This is a genomic window from Halorubrum coriense DSM 10284 (assembly GCF_000337035.1).
Taxonomy (GTDB): domain Archaea; phylum Halobacteriota; class Halobacteria; order Halobacteriales; family Haloferacaceae; genus Halorubrum; species Halorubrum coriense.
In genome coordinates, this window is the sequence record NZ_AOJL01000060.1 from 236,142 (window position 1) to 256,204 (window position 20,063).

13 protein-coding genes and 2 pseudogenes are annotated in these 20,063 nt (G+C 70.7%); 8 read left to right on the forward strand and 7 right to left on the reverse strand.

From position 1 onward, the window contains the following. Positions 1–33 precede the first annotated feature (33 nt). Positions 34–1,938 (forward strand): annotated as a pseudogene (locus tag C464_RS14685) (DEAD/DEAH box helicase); the annotation flags it as partial. A 35-nt stretch (positions 1,939–1,973) separates the two neighbouring features. On the opposite strand, the pseudogene C464_RS14690 reads toward C464_RS14685, so the two are convergent. Then, positions 1,974–3,108 (reverse strand): annotated as a pseudogene (locus tag C464_RS14690) (molybdopterin-dependent oxidoreductase). 32 nt (positions 3,109–3,140) lie between these two features. Further along, positions 3,141–3,968, reverse strand: a complete 828-nt coding sequence (locus C464_RS14695) for an MBL fold metallo-hydrolase (RefSeq protein ID WP_006114543.1) — start codon at positions 3,966–3,968, stop codon at positions 3,141–3,143. A gap of 113 nt (positions 3,969–4,081) precedes the next feature. Here C464_RS14695 and C464_RS14700 point away from each other — a divergent pair, with 113 nt between their 5' ends. Beyond that, positions 4,082–5,131 carry a succinylglutamate desuccinylase/aspartoacylase family protein gene (locus C464_RS14700; protein ID WP_006114544.1) on the forward strand — a complete coding sequence of 350 codons (1,050 nt, stop codon included), beginning with the start codon at positions 4,082–4,084 and terminating at the stop codon, positions 5,129–5,131. A gap of 30 nt (positions 5,132–5,161) precedes the next feature. Here C464_RS14700 and C464_RS14705 read toward each other — a convergent pair whose 3' ends face one another. The 5 genes from C464_RS14705 to C464_RS14725 form a co-directional block, all read right to left on the reverse strand. Then, positions 5,162–5,647, reverse strand: a complete 486-nt coding sequence (locus C464_RS14705; protein ID WP_006114545.1) for a Tfx family DNA-binding protein — start codon at positions 5,645–5,647, stop codon at positions 5,162–5,164. Positions 5,648–5,784: 137 nt separating this feature from the next. Beyond that, positions 5,785–6,258, reverse strand: coding sequence for a TRAM domain-containing protein (locus C464_RS14710; protein WP_006114546.1), 474 nt, complete (start codon positions 6,256–6,258; stop codon positions 5,785–5,787). Positions 6,259–6,388: 130 nt separating this feature from the next. After that, positions 6,389–6,736 (reverse strand): hypothetical protein, encoded by a 348-nt coding sequence (locus tag C464_RS14715; RefSeq protein ID WP_006114547.1) that lies wholly within the window; start codon positions 6,734–6,736, stop codon positions 6,389–6,391. Positions 6,737–6,959: 223 nt separating this feature from the next. Then, a complete protein-coding gene (locus C464_RS14720) occupies positions 6,960–8,102 on the reverse strand; it encodes a sensor histidine kinase (protein ID WP_049911220.1) in 1,143 nt (380 codons plus the stop codon). Positions 8,103–8,339: 237 nt separating this feature from the next. After that, entirely contained in the window at positions 8,340–12,245 is a 3,906-nt protein-coding gene (locus tag C464_RS14725; RefSeq protein WP_006114549.1) for a PAS domain-containing protein, read from the reverse strand. 293 nt (positions 12,246–12,538) lie between these two features. On the opposite strand from C464_RS14725, the gene C464_RS14730 reads away from it, so the two are divergent. The 6 genes from C464_RS14730 (at position 12,539) to C464_RS14755 (ending at position 19,980) form a co-directional block, all read left to right on the forward strand. Beyond that, a complete protein-coding gene (locus C464_RS14730; protein ID WP_006114550.1) occupies positions 12,539–12,958 on the forward strand; it encodes a winged helix-turn-helix domain-containing protein in 420 nt (139 codons plus the stop codon). Positions 12,959–12,995: 37 nt separating this feature from the next. Beyond that, positions 12,996–15,062: an ATPase, T2SS/T4P/T4SS family gene (locus C464_RS14735; protein WP_006114551.1), complete on the forward strand. Its 2,067-nt coding sequence runs from the start codon at positions 12,996–12,998 to the stop codon at positions 15,060–15,062. Beyond that, positions 15,059–17,017: a type II secretion system F family protein gene (locus C464_RS14740; protein ID WP_006114552.1), complete on the forward strand. Its 1,959-nt coding sequence runs from the start codon at positions 15,059–15,061 to the stop codon at positions 17,015–17,017. The genes C464_RS14735 and C464_RS14740 overlap by 4 nt, the downstream gene beginning before the upstream one ends. 2 nt (positions 17,018–17,019) lie before the next feature. Continuing rightward, entirely contained in the window at positions 17,020–18,771 is a 1,752-nt protein-coding gene (locus C464_RS14745; protein ID WP_152420962.1) for an Ig-like domain-containing protein, read from the forward strand. Positions 18,772–18,894: 123 nt separating this feature from the next. Beyond that, positions 18,895–19,275: a hypothetical protein gene (locus C464_RS14750; protein ID WP_152420963.1), complete on the forward strand. Its 381-nt coding sequence runs from the start codon at positions 18,895–18,897 to the stop codon at positions 19,273–19,275. A 99-nt stretch (positions 19,276–19,374) separates the two neighbouring features. Next, a complete protein-coding gene (locus C464_RS14755) occupies positions 19,375–19,980 on the forward strand; it encodes a response regulator (RefSeq protein ID WP_006114555.1) in 606 nt (201 codons plus the stop codon). Positions 19,981–20,063 lie beyond the last annotated feature (83 nt).

Here is a 20,063-nt window from a genome sequence, read left to right on the forward strand (position 1 = left end):
TTGCCAGCCCGCTCAGAGATGTGTATAAGAGACAGGGTGATGACCGAGGAGGACGCCGACGTCGACGAGTACACCCACGACACCGACGTCCAGTGGGAGCAGGTCACCTTGCCGGACGAGGTCCTCGGCATCCGCGACGCGCTCAACGAGGTGATCACCGACCGGCTGGAGAAGCTGAAGCAACTGGGCGTGACGAACAAGACGAGCCCCGACCTCTCGCAGAAGGACCTCAACAAGATGCGGGGCCAGCTGAAGCAGATGATGGACAACGACCAGTCGGACGGGTACAAGGGGATGAGTACCCACGCCGAGGTGATGAAGCTCCGGCGCGCGACCGAGCTGGTCGAGACGCAGTCCGTCGAGTCCGTGCGGCGCTACTTCGAGCGCCAGCGCGAGGCCGCCCGCTCGTCGGGCGCGTCGAAGGCGAGCCAGCGCATGGTCGCGGACCCCAAAGTGAGAGAGGCGATGCGGAAGGCGGAGTCGTTCGACGGGCTCCACCCGAAGTTCTCGAAGGCCCGCATCCTGCTGGCGGAGACGCTCGGGATCAACGAGGGCGAGCGCGCGATCCTGTTCACGGAGTCCCGCGACACCGCCGAGGCGCTCGTGGAGTTCCTCTCCGCGAGCTTCGACGTGCGGAAGTTCGTCGGGCAGGGCGACAAGGACGGCTCCGACGGGATGACCCAGAGACAGCAGCAGGAGACGCTCGACGAGTTCAAGTCGGGCGAGTTCGAGGTGCTCGTCTCCACGTCGGTCGCGGAGGAGGGCCTCGACGTCCCCGAGGTCGACCTGGTCTGCTTCTACGAGCCGGTCCCGACCGCGATCCGGTCGATCCAGCGCAAGGGCCGGACCGGCCGACAGGCGGAGGGGAAGGTGGTCGTCCTGATGGCCGAGGACACCCGCGACGAGGCGTTCTTCTGGATCTCCCGGCGGCGCGAGAAGAAGATGGCCAGCCAGCTCGCCGAGCTGAAGGAGGCCACCGACGACATCGAGGAGACGGTCGGCGACGACGGGCAGGCGGGCCTCGACGCGTTCGCGGGCGGACCCGAAGCCGAGAGCGACGGTGCCGACTCGGGGGCCGACGAGAGCGCGGGCGACGGTGACGGCGCGAACGCCGAAGAGGCCGACGCCGGCGAGACCGGGGCGGCCGGTCTCACCGACTTCGCCGAGGAGGCGCGAGCCGGTGGAGACGGCGACGCCGACGAGGCGGACGGCGAGGGCGCGGACGGTGAGGAGACGAGCGGCGAGAAGGCGGACGCGGACGGCGTCGTCGCGACCGCGGGCGTCGACGAGGGCGTCGAAGTCGTCGTCGACCAGCGCGAGCTCGACTCCTCGATCGCGAAGGAGCTCTCGACGCGCGACGGGCTCGTCACGCGGCTGGAGACGCTCGCGGTCGGCGACTACGTCCTCTCCGACCGCGTCGCGGTCGAGCGCAAGTCGGCGGCGGACTTCGTCGACTCGATGCTCGATTCCGACCGGTCGATGTTCGAGCAGGTGGGCGAGCTCTCGCGGGCGTACGCCCGCCCCGTCATGGTCGTCGAGGGGACGAACCTCTACGGCCAGCGCGACATCGACCCCAACGCGATCCGCGGCGCGCTCGCGTCGCTCGCGGTCGACTTCGACGTGAGCGTCCTCCGCACCGAGGGCGAAGACGACACGACGGAGCTGCTCGCGACGATCGCCAAGCGGGAGCAGGAGACGCGCGACCGCGAGGTGAGCGTCCACGGCGAGAAGACGACGAAGACCCGCGCGGAACAGCAGGAGTACGTCGTCTCCTCCATCGCCGACATCGGGCCGGTGACGGCCCGGACCCTCCTCGAACACTTCGGCACGGTCGAGGCGGTGATGACCGCGCCCGAGGACGACTTACTGGAGGTCGAGGGCGTCGGCCCGGTGACCGCGGAGCGCATCCGCGAGGTCGTCGGGAGCGATTACGAGTAAGCCACCCGAGCTCCGGTGTCCGACCGGGGCGCCGGTCAGTCCAACCCGCTCACCAGCGTCACGATCCACTGCCCGAGGTCGTACTCCGACCGGACCTCCACGCGCGTCACCCACTTCACCCACTGGAAGCCGCGGCGGTCTGGCGCGACCAGCCGCGCCGGCGCGCCGTGGCCGTGACTCAGTCGCTCGCCGCCGACGTGCGTCGCGAGCAGGGCGTCCTCGACCTCCGAAAGCGGGAGGCTCCACCGGTAGCCCGTCACCGACGTGAACCGGACGTAGGCCGGGGCGCGGGCGGGCTCCCCGTCGTCGGCCGCGCTGCCGGGTCCCGCGGCGGNTCGCCTCGACCCCGCCCGCCGCGTCGAGCAGGTCGCCGACGCGGATCCCGCCCCACTCTTGGACCGTGTACCAGCCGCTCGTACAGTCGAGTAGGGCCGCCGTCTCGTGGCCCGCCGCCAGTTCGTCGGCGGTCAGTTCGACGGGCTCGCTCACGAGGCCGTCGACCGTCAGCCGGTACGCGTCGCGGTCGATCGGGTCGGGGTCGTCGGCGACCCACGAGGTGATCGGGAACGCGCCGTTGCCGTCCCCCTCGCGGGGTTGCGAGCCGGTGAACCGCCGGTCCGCGCCCGCGGTGTCGAGCGCGTCGTTGACCCCCTGCTGGAGCCGGTAGGTCGCGCCGCCGGCCGCGAGCAGCGCGAAGTAGGTGACGGCGGTCCGGCGGCGCTCGAAGTCGACGCGGCGGGGGAGCCGGAACCGGGTGGAGGCGTGCGCGGCCACGAGCGGGACCAGCGCGAGGCCGAACCCGACGTGGACCGACAGCAGAGTCCAGTACGAGAGCCGCACGTCGAGCCCGAACACCCACGCGACGCCGGTCGCGAGCGCGCCGACCGCGGCGACGAGCGTCAGGACCGACAGCGCGGTCGACCGCCGCCAGAGCCGGGGGTCGGTGAGCCGGCGGCGGACCCGCGCGAGCTTCCACCCGAGCAGCGCGACGATGCCGACGCCGAGCGAACGGTGGAGCCAGAACAGCGGCCACCCCTCTGGGACGCCGACGGTGAAGGAGACGAGACCGGTCACCGTCTCGGCGAGGACGAACGCGAACAGTGACCAGTCGACCGCGCGCGGCGGCGGCTCCAGGCGGTCGATCGCGGTCCGGAGGCGGTTCGCGGCCATCTACGCGTGGTACGTGCTAGCGGGACAAAAGGCTACAGCTCGTACACTTCGCCGTCGACCGCCAGCGGCTCCTCGAACGCCTCGTCGGCGGGGTAGTAGTGCGCGAGGTGGACGAGCCGCGTCCGGTCGGGGTCGAGCTCGTCGGCCAGCGCGAGCGCTCCCTCCCGGGTCATGTGCTTCGTGCCGAACGTCCGCGGGACGCCGTCGGGCCCCTCGTGGCGGCCGCCGATCGGGTGGTGTTCGCAGAGCGCGGCGGGGACGATGGCGTCGGCGAGGAGCAGGTCCGCGCCGGCGAGCGCCTCGCGGGAGCGCTCGGGGACGTCGTAGCTGGTGTCGCCGGTGAGCGAGAGTTTCGCGCCCGTCTCGGGGTCCTCGACGACGACCCCGTAACAGACGAGCGGCGGGTGGTCGACGGGGACGAACCGCACCTCGAAGCCGCAGGTCTCGAACGGCTCGAAGGGGTCGCGGGCGTGGACGCCGATCCGGTCTTCGAGGTAGTCGTACTTGCGCCGGATAGTCTCCGCGACGCTCTCGTCGGTCGCGGGGTCCGTCTCCGCGGGCGCGTGGACGGGGAGGCCGTCGACGAGCCGGTAGACGTTCCCCAACCCGTCGAGGTGGTCGAAGTGGATGTGCGTCACGAGGCCGGCGTCCGGCAGCGGGACGTCGGCCGCGAGGAACTGCTGTCTGAAGTCGGGGCTGAAGTCGACGAGCAGCGACTCGCCGGTGCGCTCGTTGGCGACGTGGACGGAGAAGCGCGACCGCGACACCCCGCGCTCGCGGGCCGTGACGCAGGTGTCGCAGCCGCAGCCGACCGTCGGCGTCCCCGTCGTGTCGCCCGTCCCGAGCAGGGTGACCCGCATGGAACGTCGTGCGCGGGCCACGGCCTTAGCGTCCGCGGTCGGGGCGGGGGAGTCCGCGGAACGCCGGGGCCACACCCCCGAGGTATAACCCCGAGCCGGCCCGAGCCGCAGGCATGCACACCAGTCGCAGCCTCACCCTCGCGCGGCTCCCCTCGGGCGTGCCGATCCGGACGACCGTCCACGCGTACGGCGAGGGCGATATCGTCGACGGCGACGACGGCCCCGAGCTCTACGCCCCCGACGACGCACCCGTGATCTACGCGCAGGCGGCCCAGCACGGCCGAGAAGTGAACGGGACCGCGGTCCTCCGGCGGCTCCACGACCGACTCGTCGGCGAGGCGGGCGACGCGGGGGACGGGTCCGGAGCCGACCCGACGGCCGCCGACCTCGCCGGGACGCTCGTGACGGTCCCGGTCGCCGACCCGCTCACCTTCGACCGCGTCTCGTACACGACGCCGGAGTCGCTCGACTCGCGCCAGCCGAACATGAACCGCTGCTGGCCCGGCGACCCGGAGGGGTCGCTCCACGACCGGATGGCGGCCCGGCTCTGGGCGTTCGCGAGCGGGGCTGACGCGGTCGTCGACCTCCACACCGGGTCGCCGTCGATGGCGACGCACACGGTGTACATGCGCGGCGACGAGGGGTGTCGCGGGCTCGCGGAGGCGTTCGGCACCGACCTCCTGCTCGCGGAGGCCGCGGGGGACGACGCCGACACCGAGTGGGACGAGCGCGGGTTCGCCGGGAAGTTCCGGGTCGCCGCCACGCGCGAGGGGATCCCGACGATCACGCCCGAACTCGCCCACAGCCGGGAGGTCGTCCCGGCGGCGGTCGAGACCGGCGTGGCGGGGATGATCGGCGCGCTGCGGCACGAGGGGCTGCTCGACGGCGAGCCCGAGCCGTGGGACGGCGTCGTCGCGCGCAACCACCTCGGGCGCGTGACCGCGGCCGACTCGGGGCTGTTCGTCCCCGACCCCGACCTCGCCGTCGGCGATTCGGTCGCGGACGGCGAGCGGGTCGGCGAGGTGTTCGACCCGACGACGTTCGAGACGCTCCAGGTCGCGCGCGCCGACCGCGACGGGATCGCGTACTCGGTCGCCCGAGAGGCGACCGTCACCGCGGGCGCGACGCTCGTCGGCGTCGCGGAGCGGATCGACGGGGAGTGAGGAGGGCGGGAGCCGGCGTGCGGTGCGGGACTACGGCCGCCGGACGCGTATCTGTCCGTCGGCGGCGACCGTGACGAACAGCCGGCTGCGGACCTCGCGGCCGTGGACCGCGTCGCCCGCGCGGTCGCCGATCGCCTTCATCAGCTCGGGCGCGGTCTGGTTCACCTTGACGCCGGCGTCGTCGCAGGCGTCGTACACCCGCTTCGGCGCGTCGTAGAGGTCGGTGCCCGACTCGATCTCGACGCGGACCGGCGCGGACAGCGCCTCCGCGAACGCGACCGTCTCGCGGGCGCGCTCGACGTTGTCGCGGGCGCTCGCCTCGACGCTGGAGACGTTCGCGCGCGAGGTTCCGAGCCGGTCGGCGATGTCCGACTGCCGGAGCCCGCGCTCGCGGAGCGCCAACACCTCCGCCTGCCGGCGCGTGAGCACGCTCTCGTCGGCGTCGAACCCGGCCCCTTCGAGGATCGAGTCGGCGTCGACGTCGGCCGGCTCCGGCTGCTCGTCGTCTGCCACCATGTGGGCACCGAGGGACCGGTCGGTCAAAAAACGGCGGTTTCGGGCGACGGGCGTCGGGTGAGTCGGTCGGCGGGGAATCGCGCGACGGATCGACGGCGTCCGGACTGTCCGTGGGGCGGGGCTCCCCCGAGACGCCGTCACTTGCCCCAGAAGTTCTCGCGGCTGCCGAGCCGTTCGCGGTCCGGGCGGTCGCGCCGACTGCGTCCCTCGTCCTCCTCGTCGTCCTCACCCTCGGCGCCCGCGTCCTCGCCGTCGGACTCCTCGGCGTCCGGGTCGTCGGGGAGGCGCTCGATCACGTCCTGTGCCGTCGCGTGGCTGGACTTCACGCGGTGGATCTTGACCTCGGCGCGCGCCGGGGGGAGGAGCCCGTCGACGAGGACGATGAACCCGTCGTCGGTGCGGCCGACGCCGGCGCCGCTCTCGTGGATGTCGTCGACCTCGACGACGACCGCCTCGCCGGGCTGGACCGGCTGCTGTTTCAGCTCGTAGATCGGCATGTCGTAGTGGTTACACCACTCCGCGCCGCCTTTGTTGCCGTAGTGTTGACACCCCATCCCCTGGATCCGTTCGTCGAAGCTGGGGCAGTCGTCGGCGAGTGGACAGTCCGCCATACCCTAGGGGAGACCGGCCGCTGTTGTAAACGTTTTCGACTCTCAGGCCGAAGTTCGCGAAAACGGTCGCGTCACGCGGGCGAACGGCGGCTGCTTCGACGGGCGGTCGGGCGGCGACGGAGCGGCGGCCTCAAAGGAACTCGCGGACCTCGGAGTACCACATGTCGTGGTGGTCGACGGCGTCGAGCCCGTCCGCGACGTCGACCGCGATGGCGTGCCAGCAGCGCTCGTCGGGGTCGTCGGCGTCGAGGTTGTACGTCGCGTCCGCGCAGGTACACTCCCCGTCCTCGACGACGTACTCGTCCTCGTGGCCCACGACGACGGTGAAGTCGCGGTAGCGCTTCACGCGCCCCTCGCCGACCGCCTCGATCGCGCGTTGGCCGCGGTCGCCGTGGGCCTCGACGATGGCCGCGGCGATCGGGCCGGTCAGCTCGCCGGCCTCGGCGATCGCCGACCGCCAGTCGTCGACCGGTTCCATACCCCCTCGTTCTCGGGCGCCCCGTTAAACAGCGTCGGTCAGATCTGACCGACCGGCGCGCGTTTCGGCCCGCTCCTCCGCGTCCGCCCGTCCCGGACGAGACGTACCGGCGCTGCGCACCGCGAGTGGGCGGCCGGGAGCGTTCGGGGGCGGCAGACGAGCGCCGGCGACCATCGCGGCGGAACGCCGGCGACCGTCACGGCGGGGCTCGCGTCGAGCGCGGTCACGCCGGTCTCGGGGCCGTCGTCGCCGTTCCGACCCCGGAAAACACGAACTCGGTCTCGTCCGGCCCCGTCTCGACCGCGCCGTCCCACCCGTGGCCGGAGACGACCCGTTCGACGATCAGCAGTCCGAGACCGCCCCGGTCGGCGCCGAACGCGTCGTCGAACAGCGAGTCGGCTATCTCGGCGGGCATCTCGGGGCCGTCGTTCGCGATCGCGAACCCCGAGTCCGTCCCGCGCACGGTGACCGTCACCCCGGTTCCGCAGTGCTCGTCGACGTTCCGGAAGACGTTCTCGAACAGCTGCCGCAGCCGCGATTCGTCCGCGGTTAGCGCGCGGCTTTCGGCCACCTCGAGCGCGGCGTTCGACGGCGCGACCAAGTCCCACGCCTCGCGGGCGACGCGGCCCAGGTCGACGCGATCGCGTTCCCCCACGTCGACGCCCTCGCGGGCCAGCGCGAGCGTGCTCGCGATCAGCTCCTCGATCCGGTCCAGAGAGTCCATCACCGTCCGGAGGCGCGTCGTGACCGTGTCGGGTGCCGTCTCGATCGCGTACTCGGTGTAGCCGACGGCGGCCGTGAGGGGGTTCCGAATGTCGTGGGCCAGAACGCCGGCGAACTCGTCGAGGCGCTCGTTCTGTGCTTCGACGGTCTGGTAGTGTTTCTCGCGTTCTATCTCGTAGCTGATCCATTGGGTCATCAGCTGGACGAACCGTCGTTCCGTCTCCCGGAACTCGCGGTCCCGAGGCGTCTCGTCCGAGTAGCAGAGGGTTCCGTACGTCTCTCCGTCGACCACGATCGGCCCGCCGATGTAACACTCCCACCCCGAAGCCTTCCGAGCGACGTCGTCGGCGTACGTGGACGCCCCCGCGTCGGCCACCACGAGGAGCTCCCGTTCGTCGACGACGTGTCGACACCACGTCTCCTCCAGGTCGGAGACGGTCCCGGCGGCGAACTCGCCCGCCCGAACCGTCGACCCGGTGATCTCGTGTTCGCCGTCGGCCGTGTACGAGAGGACACCGTACGCGAGGTCCAGACGTTCTCGACCCAGCGTCACCGCCTTCGCGATCTTCTCGGACAGGGGCATCGACTTGTCCGCACCCAGCTCGTATAGGTCTCTGAAGTAGTCCTCCGATGTCTGTGGCATGGACGTACCACCGGTAAGCGATCGCCGGTGATGGCGCTTTTACCCACGCACATCGGTACACCGCCTCACGCACCGATTCACACGGGGCGCCGGACGACGGCCCGCGAACGAACCGCCCGAAGGCCGTGCGCCGCAGGCGGCGTGGACGAGCGGGGCGGGCAGCGTGCGAACCGCCTCGCGTGTTCTCCTCGGGGTCGAGCGGTACGTCCCGAGTTTCCGTCTCCGGGTCGGGGGGTCCTACGCGGCTTCGTCGAACTCGAACCGCGCGCCGCCGTCGCTTCCGTCCGTCACGGACACCGTCCAGCCGTGCGCCTCCGCGATGTCGGCCACGATCGAGAGCCCGAAGCCGGTCCCCCCGTCGCTGGACGTGACGCCGTGCCGAAGCACGTCGTCGCGTCGATCCGGCGGGATCCCGCTCCCGTCGTCTTCCACGTAGAAGCCGCCGTCACCGGCCGACTGCCCCACCGTAACCGTGACCGTCGGTCCGCCGTGCTCGACCGCGTTCCTGAAGAGGTTCTCGAAGAGCTGCGTCAGGCGGCCCGGATCGCCGGTGACCGTCGGCACCGCGTCCGCGACCGCGAGCGCCGCCTCGTCCGTGTCGACGTACCCCCACGCCTCCGTCGTCACGGTGCCGAGGTCCACGGCTTCCGCGTCCTCGACGGCGGTCTCGCCGCGCGCCAGCGCGAGCAGGTCGTCGATGAGCCGCTCGGTCCGGTCGTGAGCCGACTGCACCCGCGCGAAGTGGTCCGGGTCGCCCGTCTCCGTCGCGAGTTCGAGGAACCCCTGCGCGACGGTGAGGGGGTTTCTGAGGTCGTGGGCGACGACGCTCGCGAACTCGTCGAGCCGCTCGTTTTGCCGCTGTAGCTCCGCTTCCCGGCTCGCCCGCGCGAAGGCCGCCTCGACGGTCGCACCGAGGATCCGGAACAGGTCGACGTCGGTCTCGCAGAACTCGCGGGGCGACGTCGACCCGGTGATCATGACGCCGTACTCGCCCAGCGGAACGACGACCTCGCTCTGGATCGCCGTGTCGGAGTTGTATCTGCGGTCCGCGTCGTGAACGTCGTCGTACACCCGCGTCTCCCCCGACTCGAACGCGTCCCACGCGAGCCCCTCGCCGCTGTCGAACCGGGGGGCCTCTCCGAGCAGGTCCGTCGCCGCGTCCGTTTCGCTGACCGGGACGAGCGCGTCCGCCCGCCGGTCGAACTCCCACGCCGCGGTGACGTCGAGGCCGAGCACGTCGGCCGCGGCGTCGACGGCGACGGAGCCGATTGCCTCTGCCGACTCGGCGCTGCTGAGCCGCTGTGCGGTCTCTTGGAGCGCCCGCAGTCGGGCCTCCAACCGCTTCTGATCGGTGATGTCCTCGACGACGGCGAGCGTGCCCGTGACCTCGCCGTCCGGGGCCGTGATCGGGGCGATGGACAGGAGCAGGTCCAGCGTGTCCCCGGCTTTCGTCTCCAGTCGCACCTCCTCGGCTCTGACCCGCTCGCCGCGTAGCGCGCGTCGCCGGTGTGCGGCGAACTCCTCCCACCGCTCGGTCGAGGCGAGCGGGTTCCGCGCGCCGCGGACCTCCTCGTGCGACCAGCCGAACATGGTCTCGGCCTCCTCGTTCCAGCGCACGACGCCCCCGTCGGCGTCGACTTCCATCACGGTGAGCGGGGTCGCTTCGATGAGCGACTCCAGCCGCTGGTTCGTCGTCTCGAGCTCCCGCTCCCGTTCGACCCGTTCGGTCACGTTCCGGGCGATGCCCACGATCCGAACCGTCTCGCCGTCGACGGTCACCGGTGCGAGGCTAGTCTCCCAGAACCGGCCGTCCGCGACCGTTTCGAGCTCCTCGTGGTACGAGATCGGCGCGCCCTCCTCGACGCAGCGAGCGTAGTTGGCCGCGAGCTCGGCCCCCTGTTCGTCGCCGAACACCGCCCGCGGCGTCTCGCCCCGAACGTCCGCGGTCGTGAGCCCCGTCTGCGACTCGTACCCGGGGCTGAGGCGGGCGAACTCGAACGACGGCTCGTCGCCGGCGGCGTCGACGTCGAGCAGGAATATCGCGTCGCCGGAGGTCTCGAGCAGCGCCGCGTACTCCTCCGCGAGCGCCTGATGCTCGCGCCGCTTCGCCTCCCGCTCCGTCACGTCCTGGAACACGCCGCGGAGCGCCGCGTCCCCGCGGCGCGCGTCCTCGACGAACTCCCCCCACGCCCGGACGTCGCGCACCCCGCCGTCGGCGCGCTCGATCCGGAGGTCGAGGTCGTACAGCTTCCCGTCCTCGATCGCGGTGTCGACCGCGTCGGTGATCGTCTCGCGGTCGTCCGGGTGGTAGAACTCGATCGCGTCGTCGATCGACGGCTCGTACCCCTCGTCGACGCCGTGGATCCGGCGCGTCCCGTCGGACCACGTGAGCTCCTCTCGCGCGGGGAAGTACTCCCAGACGCCGATGTCCGCGATGTCTTGGACCCGGTCGAAGAGGAACTCCCGTCGCTCCAGGTCGGCGCGGTCTCGCGCCCGGGAGAGCTCGGCGCTCACGAGCTCGGCCAACAGCTCGACGAACGTCCGTTCGAGCGCCCCGAACGGGGCCACTCGCGTCGTCGGGCTCGAGAAGTTGACCGTCCCGTAGCGAGCGCCGTCGACGACGAGCGGCACGCCGATGTACGACTCGAGTTCGAGCTCGCGGTAGGCGGGATGAGTCGCTTTCCCCTCGCTGACCGCGTCCGCGAACGAGCAGACGGAGTCGGTCCCGACCACTTCCGCGCAGTACGTCGACGCGAGGTCGAACCGGTCGCCGGCCTCGACGTCGGCGTCCGGTGCGTGAACCGCTTCGACCGTGTAGTCGCCGCCCTGCGCCCGCGAGACGATCCCGATCTCGAGCCCGAGCGTCCGGCAGCCGACTCGCAGCAGGTTCCGAAGGCGAGACGCGCTCGAGGTGTCGCTCTCCGCCATGACGGTCTGGAGCTCCCGGAGCGCGTCCCGCTCCCGTTCCAGCTGGTGCTTCGCCGCACTCCGCTCGGTCACGTCGCGGGCGACGACGAGCACCTGATTGGTCGCTCGGCGCTGGAACGGCGTCAGCCGAATGTCGAACGTCCGCTCGCCGTCCCCGACGGCGACGTCTATCCGTAGGTCCGCGTCGTAGAACCCGGACAGCCCGCCGTCGCTCTCCATCTCGTCGAGCGTCAGTTCGACCGCCTCGGAGAACGCGCGGGCGTCCGCCTCGTCGACGCGGTCACCGGCGAGCTCGGACAGCCGCTTCCCGGTGAGGTCCGCCGACTGACGACCGGACAGCAGGCGGTTCGCGGCCGCGTTCGCGAACGCGACGGACCCGTCCTCGTCGACGACTGTCACCGCGTCGTGGACGTTCTCCAGGACCGCTTCGCTGCGTTCCAGCTCTCGCTCGCGTTCCCGTTCGTCGGTGATCTCGCGCGAGAAGACGGTCAGCCCGTCCTCGTCCGGGAACGCCCGCACCTCGACCCAGTAGTCGAACGGGTCGCCGAGCCGCTGTTCGAACGACGCCGGTTCGCCGGTGGCCATCGCCGTTCGATACCGCTCTTCGAGCTCCGTCCCCACGATCGACGGGAACGCCTCCCAGATCGTGTTCCCGACGATCCGCTCCGGGTCGCGCTCGATCCGCTCGGCCATCGTGTCGTTCATGTACTCCACGCGCCAGTCGCCGTCGACCGCGTAGATCGCGTCGGTGGCGCGTTCGAGCGTCCGCTGGAAGCGGTCCGACAGCCGCTCGGCGGTCGCCTGTTTGCGCGCCGCGTCCACCAGCGTTCGGACCCGACCGGCGAGCAGCTCGAAGCTGTCTTGGGTCCCGTGGATCGGGATGTAGTCCGACACGCCGGCTTGGGTCGCCTCGCTGGCGATCCGCTCGCTGCCCCGCCCGGTGAAGAGGACCGTCGGCAGGTCGGGACGTTCGGTCTCGGCCCGCGCGACGAGGTCGATCCCGGTCCCCTCCGGCAGCGAGTACGAGGTGACGAGACAGTCGACGGAGCCCTCGGCGACCCGGCTGAGAGCGACCCGCGTGTCGCCGACGGTCGTCACCGTCACGCCCGGTGCGATCCGTTCGAGCTTCGCCCGAGCCAGTTCGGCGAAGTCGGCGTCGCCGTTCACGTACAACACGTGAATCCGCTCCGGGCGTCCGTCGCTCGCGTGTTCCATTGGCGGCTATCGGCGGTGCGGCTGTATCAATCATTCCCGCCGATTATGTCCAGTGATAGAGCCGCTGAACGAGCCGGCGACGAGACCGGCGCGACTGCGTCGCGAGCGGGACGGCGATCGGCGTCTCGGCGGAACCAAGGGCTACGAAGGCGGCTACCCGGACGTCTTACTCCCTCTATCGGCCGTATTTGAGCTACACCGATGAGCATCGGTATCAGGAAAACGGGACCGATGAATCTCGGAAGCCGCCTTTTCACCGGTGATAACGGACGGCCAAGCGAGGTCGTACGCTCATGAAACCCATTCGCGCGCTCGGTCGGGAGTACAGCATGGAGATCCTCGGCGCAACCGAAGAACCCACGTCGGTGACTCGTCTCAGCGACTCGTTGGACGTCCCGATCGCGACTTGCTACCGCCGCGTCGGCGAACTCGTCGCGGTCGGCCTGCTAGAGGCGACGCCGGCCGCGGAGGCCGACGCGTCGAGGGCGAGCCTGTACCAGCGAACGACGGACGCCGTGGGTATCAGGTTCGCTCCGGTCCCGTCGCTGTTCGCGTGGACGTGCGTCCGTGAAGCCGTGGGCACCGACGCGTCGGCGCTCGAATCGGCCGCGGAGGCGGAGTCGGAGGGGCGGGTTCGAATCGCGCCGATGAGCGGCTCCGCTCCGGACACCGCGGCGGTCACGGAACGGCCCCCCGCGTGGAGTGACGAGTAGGCCGACGATTTATTGCCATGAGACACGTCAACAATACATGACTGGCCCGCGATCGCCGCTCGCGTCTCCGGAGCGCCTTCTCAGCCTCTCGGCGGAACTCAACGGGGCCGAGACCGTTTCGACCGCGATCGGTCGCACGACCGAGTTTCTGGAGACGGTGTTCGACCGGCCGGCGGTGAGCGTCTGTGCGTACGACGCGACGACCGAGACGGTCACCGCTCTCAGGCCCGACGCCTCGTCTTCGTCCGGCGTTGACGGCGCTCCGGACCGGATTCCGGAATCGATCGGCAAGCGGGTGGACGAACGGGGAGACGAGTCGTTGAGCGACGGCGCTCCCGAAGCGGCGGTCGACGACAGCCCGCCGGAGCCGCTTCAGTCCGAGATACTCGTTCCCGTCGGGGGCGACCGCGTACTCCGCGTCGGTCTCACCGAGGTCGAGGGGCCCGACGACGCCGACGTCGCCGTCGTCGAGGGGATCGCGGCGAACCTCGAGAGGACGCTGTCTCGGGTCGACCCCCGACGGTCGCCGGCGGCGGGTTGTGACGTCGCCCGCGCGCTGTTCGATCGGTCGGACGACCCCACGTTCGTCAGCGACGCCGACGGGACGCTGGTGGCCGTCAACCGGGCCGCCGTCGAGTTGACGGGGCGAGACCGGCGTTCGCTTCTGGGCAGTCGGTTCGCCGCGGTTCTGGGGGACTCGTCGGCGGCGGTTCGCGAGCACCTCGACGACGCCGCCGCCGGTGCGTCGGAACCGGTCGCGACGACGTTCGAGCGCGCCCGCGGGGGCGACCTGCGGGTCGAACTCGCCAGCCACCGGGTCGACGTCGACGGGACCGCGCACGTCCGCACGGTGGCACGCGGGCCGTCGCGGGGCGCGGAGCTTCACCGAGGGCGACGCGGGGGGCCGGTGGGCGACGACGCGGCCGCGCTCCGTCGGCTGAGCGAGCTCGCGGTCGACTTCGAGGAGTTCGACGAGGCCATCGAGCGACTGCTGTCGCTCGGGTGCGACCACTTCGGCCTCGACGCGGGCGTACTCGCGCGCGTCGACGGCGACGACTACGAGGTCGATACCGCGGTCGACGCGACCGGGACACACGAGGCGGGCGCGGTGTACGACCTCGCGGACACGATGTGCGACGCGACGCTCGCCGGCGACGCGGCCGAGCCGCTCGCGTTCGCCGACGTCGCGGAGACCGACCACCGGGACCACCCGGCGGCCGACAGCGTCGTCGCGTATATCGGCGCTCCCGTCGTCGTCGGTGACGGGGTCTACGGCACGGTGAACTTCTCGATGCGGAGACCGCGCGTCGTGCCGTTCCGCGCGGAGGAGAGGGAGTTCGTGAAGCTCATCGCGAAGTGGCTCGGCACCGAGATTCGACGGCGCGAGCGGTTCGAGGAGCTGGAGCGGTACGAGACGATCCTCGAGGCCGTCGACGATCCGGTGTACGCGCTGGACACCGAGGGGCGCTTCACCTACGTCAACGACGCCGCGAAGCGAGAGTTCGGGTACGGAACGGAGATCGTCGGCGAGCGTCCGTCGGTCGGCATGAAGGGACCGGACGTCGCCCTGGCGTTCTTCCAAGCGATGGCCACGGGCCACACCGCCTGTACGACGCTCCACGCGGACAGCATCGGGACGGTCCTCTCCCGGCTACAGAACCCGCCGCTACAGGTGCCCGAGCAGATGATCCAAGAGCTCGACATCGTCTGCGTTCAGCGTCAGGTCCAGCGGGGCGAAACGCGGATCCGACGGAACACGAACATCACCGAGATCGGCGAGGGCGACGGCGTACAGCGTAACCAGCTGTATCGGTGGGACCCGACGACCGACGAGTTCGACGTCCGAGGAGAGTCGCGGAAGCTCGAATCGCTCCGTCGCGCGAAGGGCTGGTCGGCGACCCGACTTCAGGCGGAGCTGCGCCGGCGGGCTCGGTTCCTCGCGGCGCTGGTGGAGGCGGACGTTCGCACCTACGAACGGGTCTCGGCCGTCATCGAGCAGTTCCAACGGCGTCCCGAGGAGACGCTCGCCCGGGTACGGAGCGGAGCGATCGGCGGAGACGCCGCCCGCAAGCCGGGAGATCCGGGTGGCGGGACACGGCGATGAACGCGGCGGACGTGGTGGACGGCTTCGGGCTCTCCCGCGTCTACGAGTTCTTCTGGTCGCGCTACCGGCGCGGCGGCGAGGAGTACGCCGAGCTACAGGGCGCGTTGAACGCGGCACAGCTACCGGTCACCGCCGAGACGTATCTCGCGCGGTCGGCGACGCTGTCGGTCGGATTCGGCGTCGTCGGCGCGGTGGCCGGCGTCTTCGTCGGCGCGATGCTCTCGCTGGGCGGGGTCGTCGCGGCGCTGGACGCGCCGCCCGCGCTCCATCCGATCGCGGTCCCGCTAGCGGGGGCCGAACCGATCGGGTCGATCCTCGTCACCGCGACCGTGCTGGGCGGTGGCCTGGGGTTCGCCTACCGACGGTACTCGCTGTCGCGGCCGCAGGCGATAGCCGACAGGCGGGGCCGGGCGATCGACCTCAACCTCCCGAACGGGATCCTGTTCATGTACGCCCTCTCGCAGGGCGGGATGGACACGCTGAGCGTCTTCCGGACCCTGGCCGAGTCGGACGACGCCTACGGCGAACTCGGGTCCGAGTTTCGGGTACTCATACGCGACGTCGACGTGTTCAACAAGAACCTGCTGGACGCGCTGCGGGCCGCGCGCACCCGAACGCCGAGTCGCAGGTTCGCTCGGTTCGTCGACGACGCGGTGAGCATCATCGACTCGGGCGGCGACTTCACGTCGCTCGTGGAGACGGAGGCGAACACGTACCTACAGGAGGCGCGCGCGGAACAGCGCGGCCTCATCGAGACGTTGGCCCTCGTCGCCGAGGGGTACATCTCGCTGCTCGTCGCCGGGCCGCTGTTTCTCCTCGTTCTGCTGTTGGTCATGGCGTTGCTCGGGGCCGAGACGCTGTTGTACGTCGCGGCCGTCGTGTACGTGGGAATTCCCCTCGGGTCGGTCGCGTGTGTGCTGCTCATCGACCGGATCGCCGGCCCGTTCGAGGCGACCTCGGCGTCGATTTCGGTCGACGAGGCGGCCGGCGTCCGACCGCCGGCGGGCGACGCCCGCATCGCCCGCTACGCCCGACGGAAGCGCGTCGGGACGGTCCGGGGATGGCTTCGAAACCCGGTCCAGACGCTCATCGACGAGCCGAGGTTGACGCTGCCGATCACGGTGCCGGTCGCCGTCGGTCTCGTGGGCGCCGTCGCGCTCTCCGGGCCGGCGCTGTTCTCCGCTTCCGGGCTGACCGCCAGGCCGATCGCGGGTTCGATCGCCGTCTTCGTCCTCCCCGTTCTGGTCGTCGCCGCACCGGTGTCCCTCTTTCACGAGCTCCGCCGGCGACAGCGGTCGGAACTGATGAACCGGTTCCCCGAGACGCTGTCGGCGATCGCGAACATCAACGGTATCGGGCTGTCGCTGCCCGAATCGATCGACATCACGAGCGACCGACGGAGCGATCGGCTCGGAGAGCAGTTGGGTCGACTCACGAACGACATCGCGTGGAACCGCGACACGTCGGGGGCGCTGGCGCGGTTCGCGAACCGGATCGGTATCGGCGAGATCACCCAGTCGACGAAGCTCCTCAGCGAGGCCAACCGTGCCGGCGGGGGGATGCGGCGCGCGCTCTCGATCGCGGCGGACGACGCGCGGGCGAGCAGACAGCTGCGGCGAGAGCGCACCCAAGAGCTTCAGTCGTACCTCGCCATCGTCGTGGTCGGCTTCGTCGTCTTCGTCGGCGTCGTGGCGATGATCGACCTGTTCTACCTCCAAGGCATCGCGCAGACCGCCAGCGACAGCGTTCCGGACCGACGCGCCACCGGACTGGCCGTGTCGCTGCGGGAGTTCGAGGTCAACACGTTTCGGCTCCTCGTGTTCCACGCCGCCCTGATACAGGCGGGATTCAGCGGTCTCGTCGGAGGAAAGATCGCGAACAACGACGTGCTGAGCGGTCTGAAGATCAGCCTCGCGCTCGTCGTCGCCACGGTCCTGCTGTTCCTCGGTGTCTGACGATGAGACGCGCACTCCCAGCCCTCGGGTTCGCCCGTGTCTCCCGGCGTCGGGCGGCCGGCCGGGCCGTGTCCACCGTCTTGGGCACGCTGCTGATGTTCGGACTCGTCATGTTGCTGCTCGCCTCGCTTCAGGCGACAGCCGTTCCGATCTGGAACGAAGACATCGAGTTCCGACACGACGGGGAGGTACGGAGCAGTGTCGGCGACGTTCACGACGACATCGTCGAGCTGTCGACGCGGCGGGCCGACCGTTCGAACACGGTCGAGCTCGGGGTCCGCTACCCGACGAGACCGTTCCTGCTCAACCCGCCCGACGCCAACGGTCGGCTTCGGACGCTCCCGAACGGGACCGTGACGTTGTCCAACGCGACGGCGGCCGGGGAGGCGGGCGACTACTTCGACGGGACCGACCGCTCGTTCGTCACCCGGACCGTCGCTTACGAGGCCGACTACAGCGAGTACCGGAGCGCACCGCGGTACCTCATCGACAACGGCGGACTCATCGAACAGCACGAGGGCGCGGACCTCGCCCGCAGCGACCCGATGCTCGTCGACGGGACCCGGATCAATCTCGTCCTCGTACACGGGTCGCTCTCGCGGTCCGGCGTCCGCGACGCGAGCGTGATGACCCGCGCCGGGAGCCCGTCCGCGGACGCGACCGCCGTCAGCAACGAGAGTTCGCCGGTCGGAATCACCGTCCCGACGGCCGCGGGGCAGTCGTACTGGGAAAGCGCCCTCGGGGACGAGCTGGCTTCTGCGGGCGGTTACGTCACCTCGATACGCGTGACCGCGGGCGAGCCGTACAACACGTTGCGGCTCGAGTTACGGCCGAACGTGACGTACCGGCTCCGAACGGCTCAGGTCAGCGTCGGCGGTGACCGCGCGGACGGCGCTCCGGAGTACCTCACGCGGGGTGAGACGACCGGTACGACCGCGGTCGGTGAGCATCGAGAGGTCGAGTACGTGGTCCGCGACCGCTTCTCCAATCCCGTCGCCGACGTCGACGTCGAGGCGGCGGTCGTCGACGGCCCGGGAGAGCTCGTCGCAGCCAACGACACGTCCGACGACGACGGAACCGTGCGGTACCGCTACGTCAGCGATCGGGCCGGGACGGCCACGGTCAGGGCGACGTTCGGTTCCGCGCCCGGAGCGTTGGAGACCGCGGAGCAGTCGATCGCGGTCCACTCCGGCTCGGAGTCCACCGACGGGTGCCGCTTTCCACGGTGGACGGCCGCCGATCCGACCGTTCGGCTCACGAACGCGCAAGAGGGCTGTGCGTGGTCCGGCGTCGAATCCGTCGACGGCGTCTCGCTCTCGGATCCGAACCTGACGTCGCTCACCGGAGCCAACGAGGAGTTCGACCCGAAACGCCAGTACTTCAGGCTCGGGTTCACCGTGGAGAGCGGGGATACGGCGTACTACGTCGCCGTCACTCGGACGACCGACCTCGCGAGCGACGTGGTCGACCTCGACGGGCTGACGCGGTCGTACGGGGGGAGCTGGTCGAACACGAACGTTCAAGTGTACCGGCGGGTCGGCGATCAGGCGTTCGAACTCCGCGGTGAGGGGGCGCTGAGTTCGTCCGCTCTCGAGGAGTGGTACCAGCGGACGAGGTCGGTCGACCTGCTCGATCAGGCCGCGTACGGGTCCGGGAACCCCGGCGTCGACGAGTTACGGAGCTTCACGAGCGGTCGAACGGTGACGATCCGCTTCTTGGAGTTCCACGGCGCGACGACGGTCACGGCCGCGTGAACGGCTCGCGACGAACGACAGCCGGACGGCCGGGTTCACCGGCTTCGAGCGGGGACTCGTCTGCCTATCTGAATCGGTGCGACAGACCGCACACCGATGAGGGCAGGCGGAGGGCACGTGTCGATGTGGGCACGATCCGAGTGTATGTCGCATCAGTCCGACGCAGACGCCGCGTCACACGCGGACGCCCAACGAGGAACCGACCCGCGTGTCGTGGCGGGATGGTCGACGGACACGGAGCTAGTGCGGGAGTTCGGTCAGGCGGCGGACATCGGCGACGCGGTCTGCCTGACGGTCGACGAAGCCGTGGCGACGTGGTCGGAGCTCTCCGAGACGCCCTCGCTGCTCCGGTTCGTCGACGTCGACAGCCTCGACGGGCTGTTCAAGGCGAAGGCGACGGACAACAACGGGTGGCTTCCGTCGACGAACTTCCAGTTTCAGAGCTGTCGGGTGACGCTCCTGTACGGCGCCTCGATCCGCGTGATCGTCGACCGCGAACCATGAGGCGCGCTCGACCCGTACCGGCACCGCCCGGGACGCGCCGCGCGGGACACGGCGAGCCGACGAGAACGCACCGGCGGGGGCGGCGGCCGGGAGGACGCGATGCCCGCTGACGCGGACCGGACGCGCGTCCTCGTCGTCGAGGATCGCCGCGACCTGGCCGCCCTCTACGAGACGTGGCTCGAAGACGAGTACGACGTTCGAAGCGTCTACTCCGGTCGGGCGGCGCTGGAGAGCGTGGCGGAGCACGGGGCCGACGTCGTGCTTCTCGACCGGCAGCTGCCGGGGCTTTCCGGTGACGAGGTCGCGGACAGCCTGGACGGGAACGGGTGCGACGCGCAGGTGGTCATGGTCACGGCCCACTCGCCGTCGCCGGCGGTCGCCGACCTCCCGGTCGACGACTACGTCGTCAAGCCGCTGCGGGTGACACAGCTACACTCGATAGTGGAGACGGCGGCGCTGATCAGAACGTACGACGACGACATCTCCGAACTGCTCGGACTGCTGGCGCGAAAGCAGGCGTTGGAGGCGGATTTCCTCGCGAGCGAACTGGCGGCGAGCGAAGCGTTCGACCGATTGACGGCGGAGATCACGGAACGCGAGGAAGCCGCGGCGGATGCGGTGGAGCGGCTGTGGTCGCAGTCGGAGACCGACCTGTTCGCGCGGCTTCCGGTCGCGTCGACCGGGGGCCCGACGACGCGGCTCTGACGAGGCGCGCTTCCGACGCCGTCCGCCCCGAGGCGCGCGAGGCGCACGCGGCGCCCGTCGGTGCCGAAGGGCGTCTCGCGACA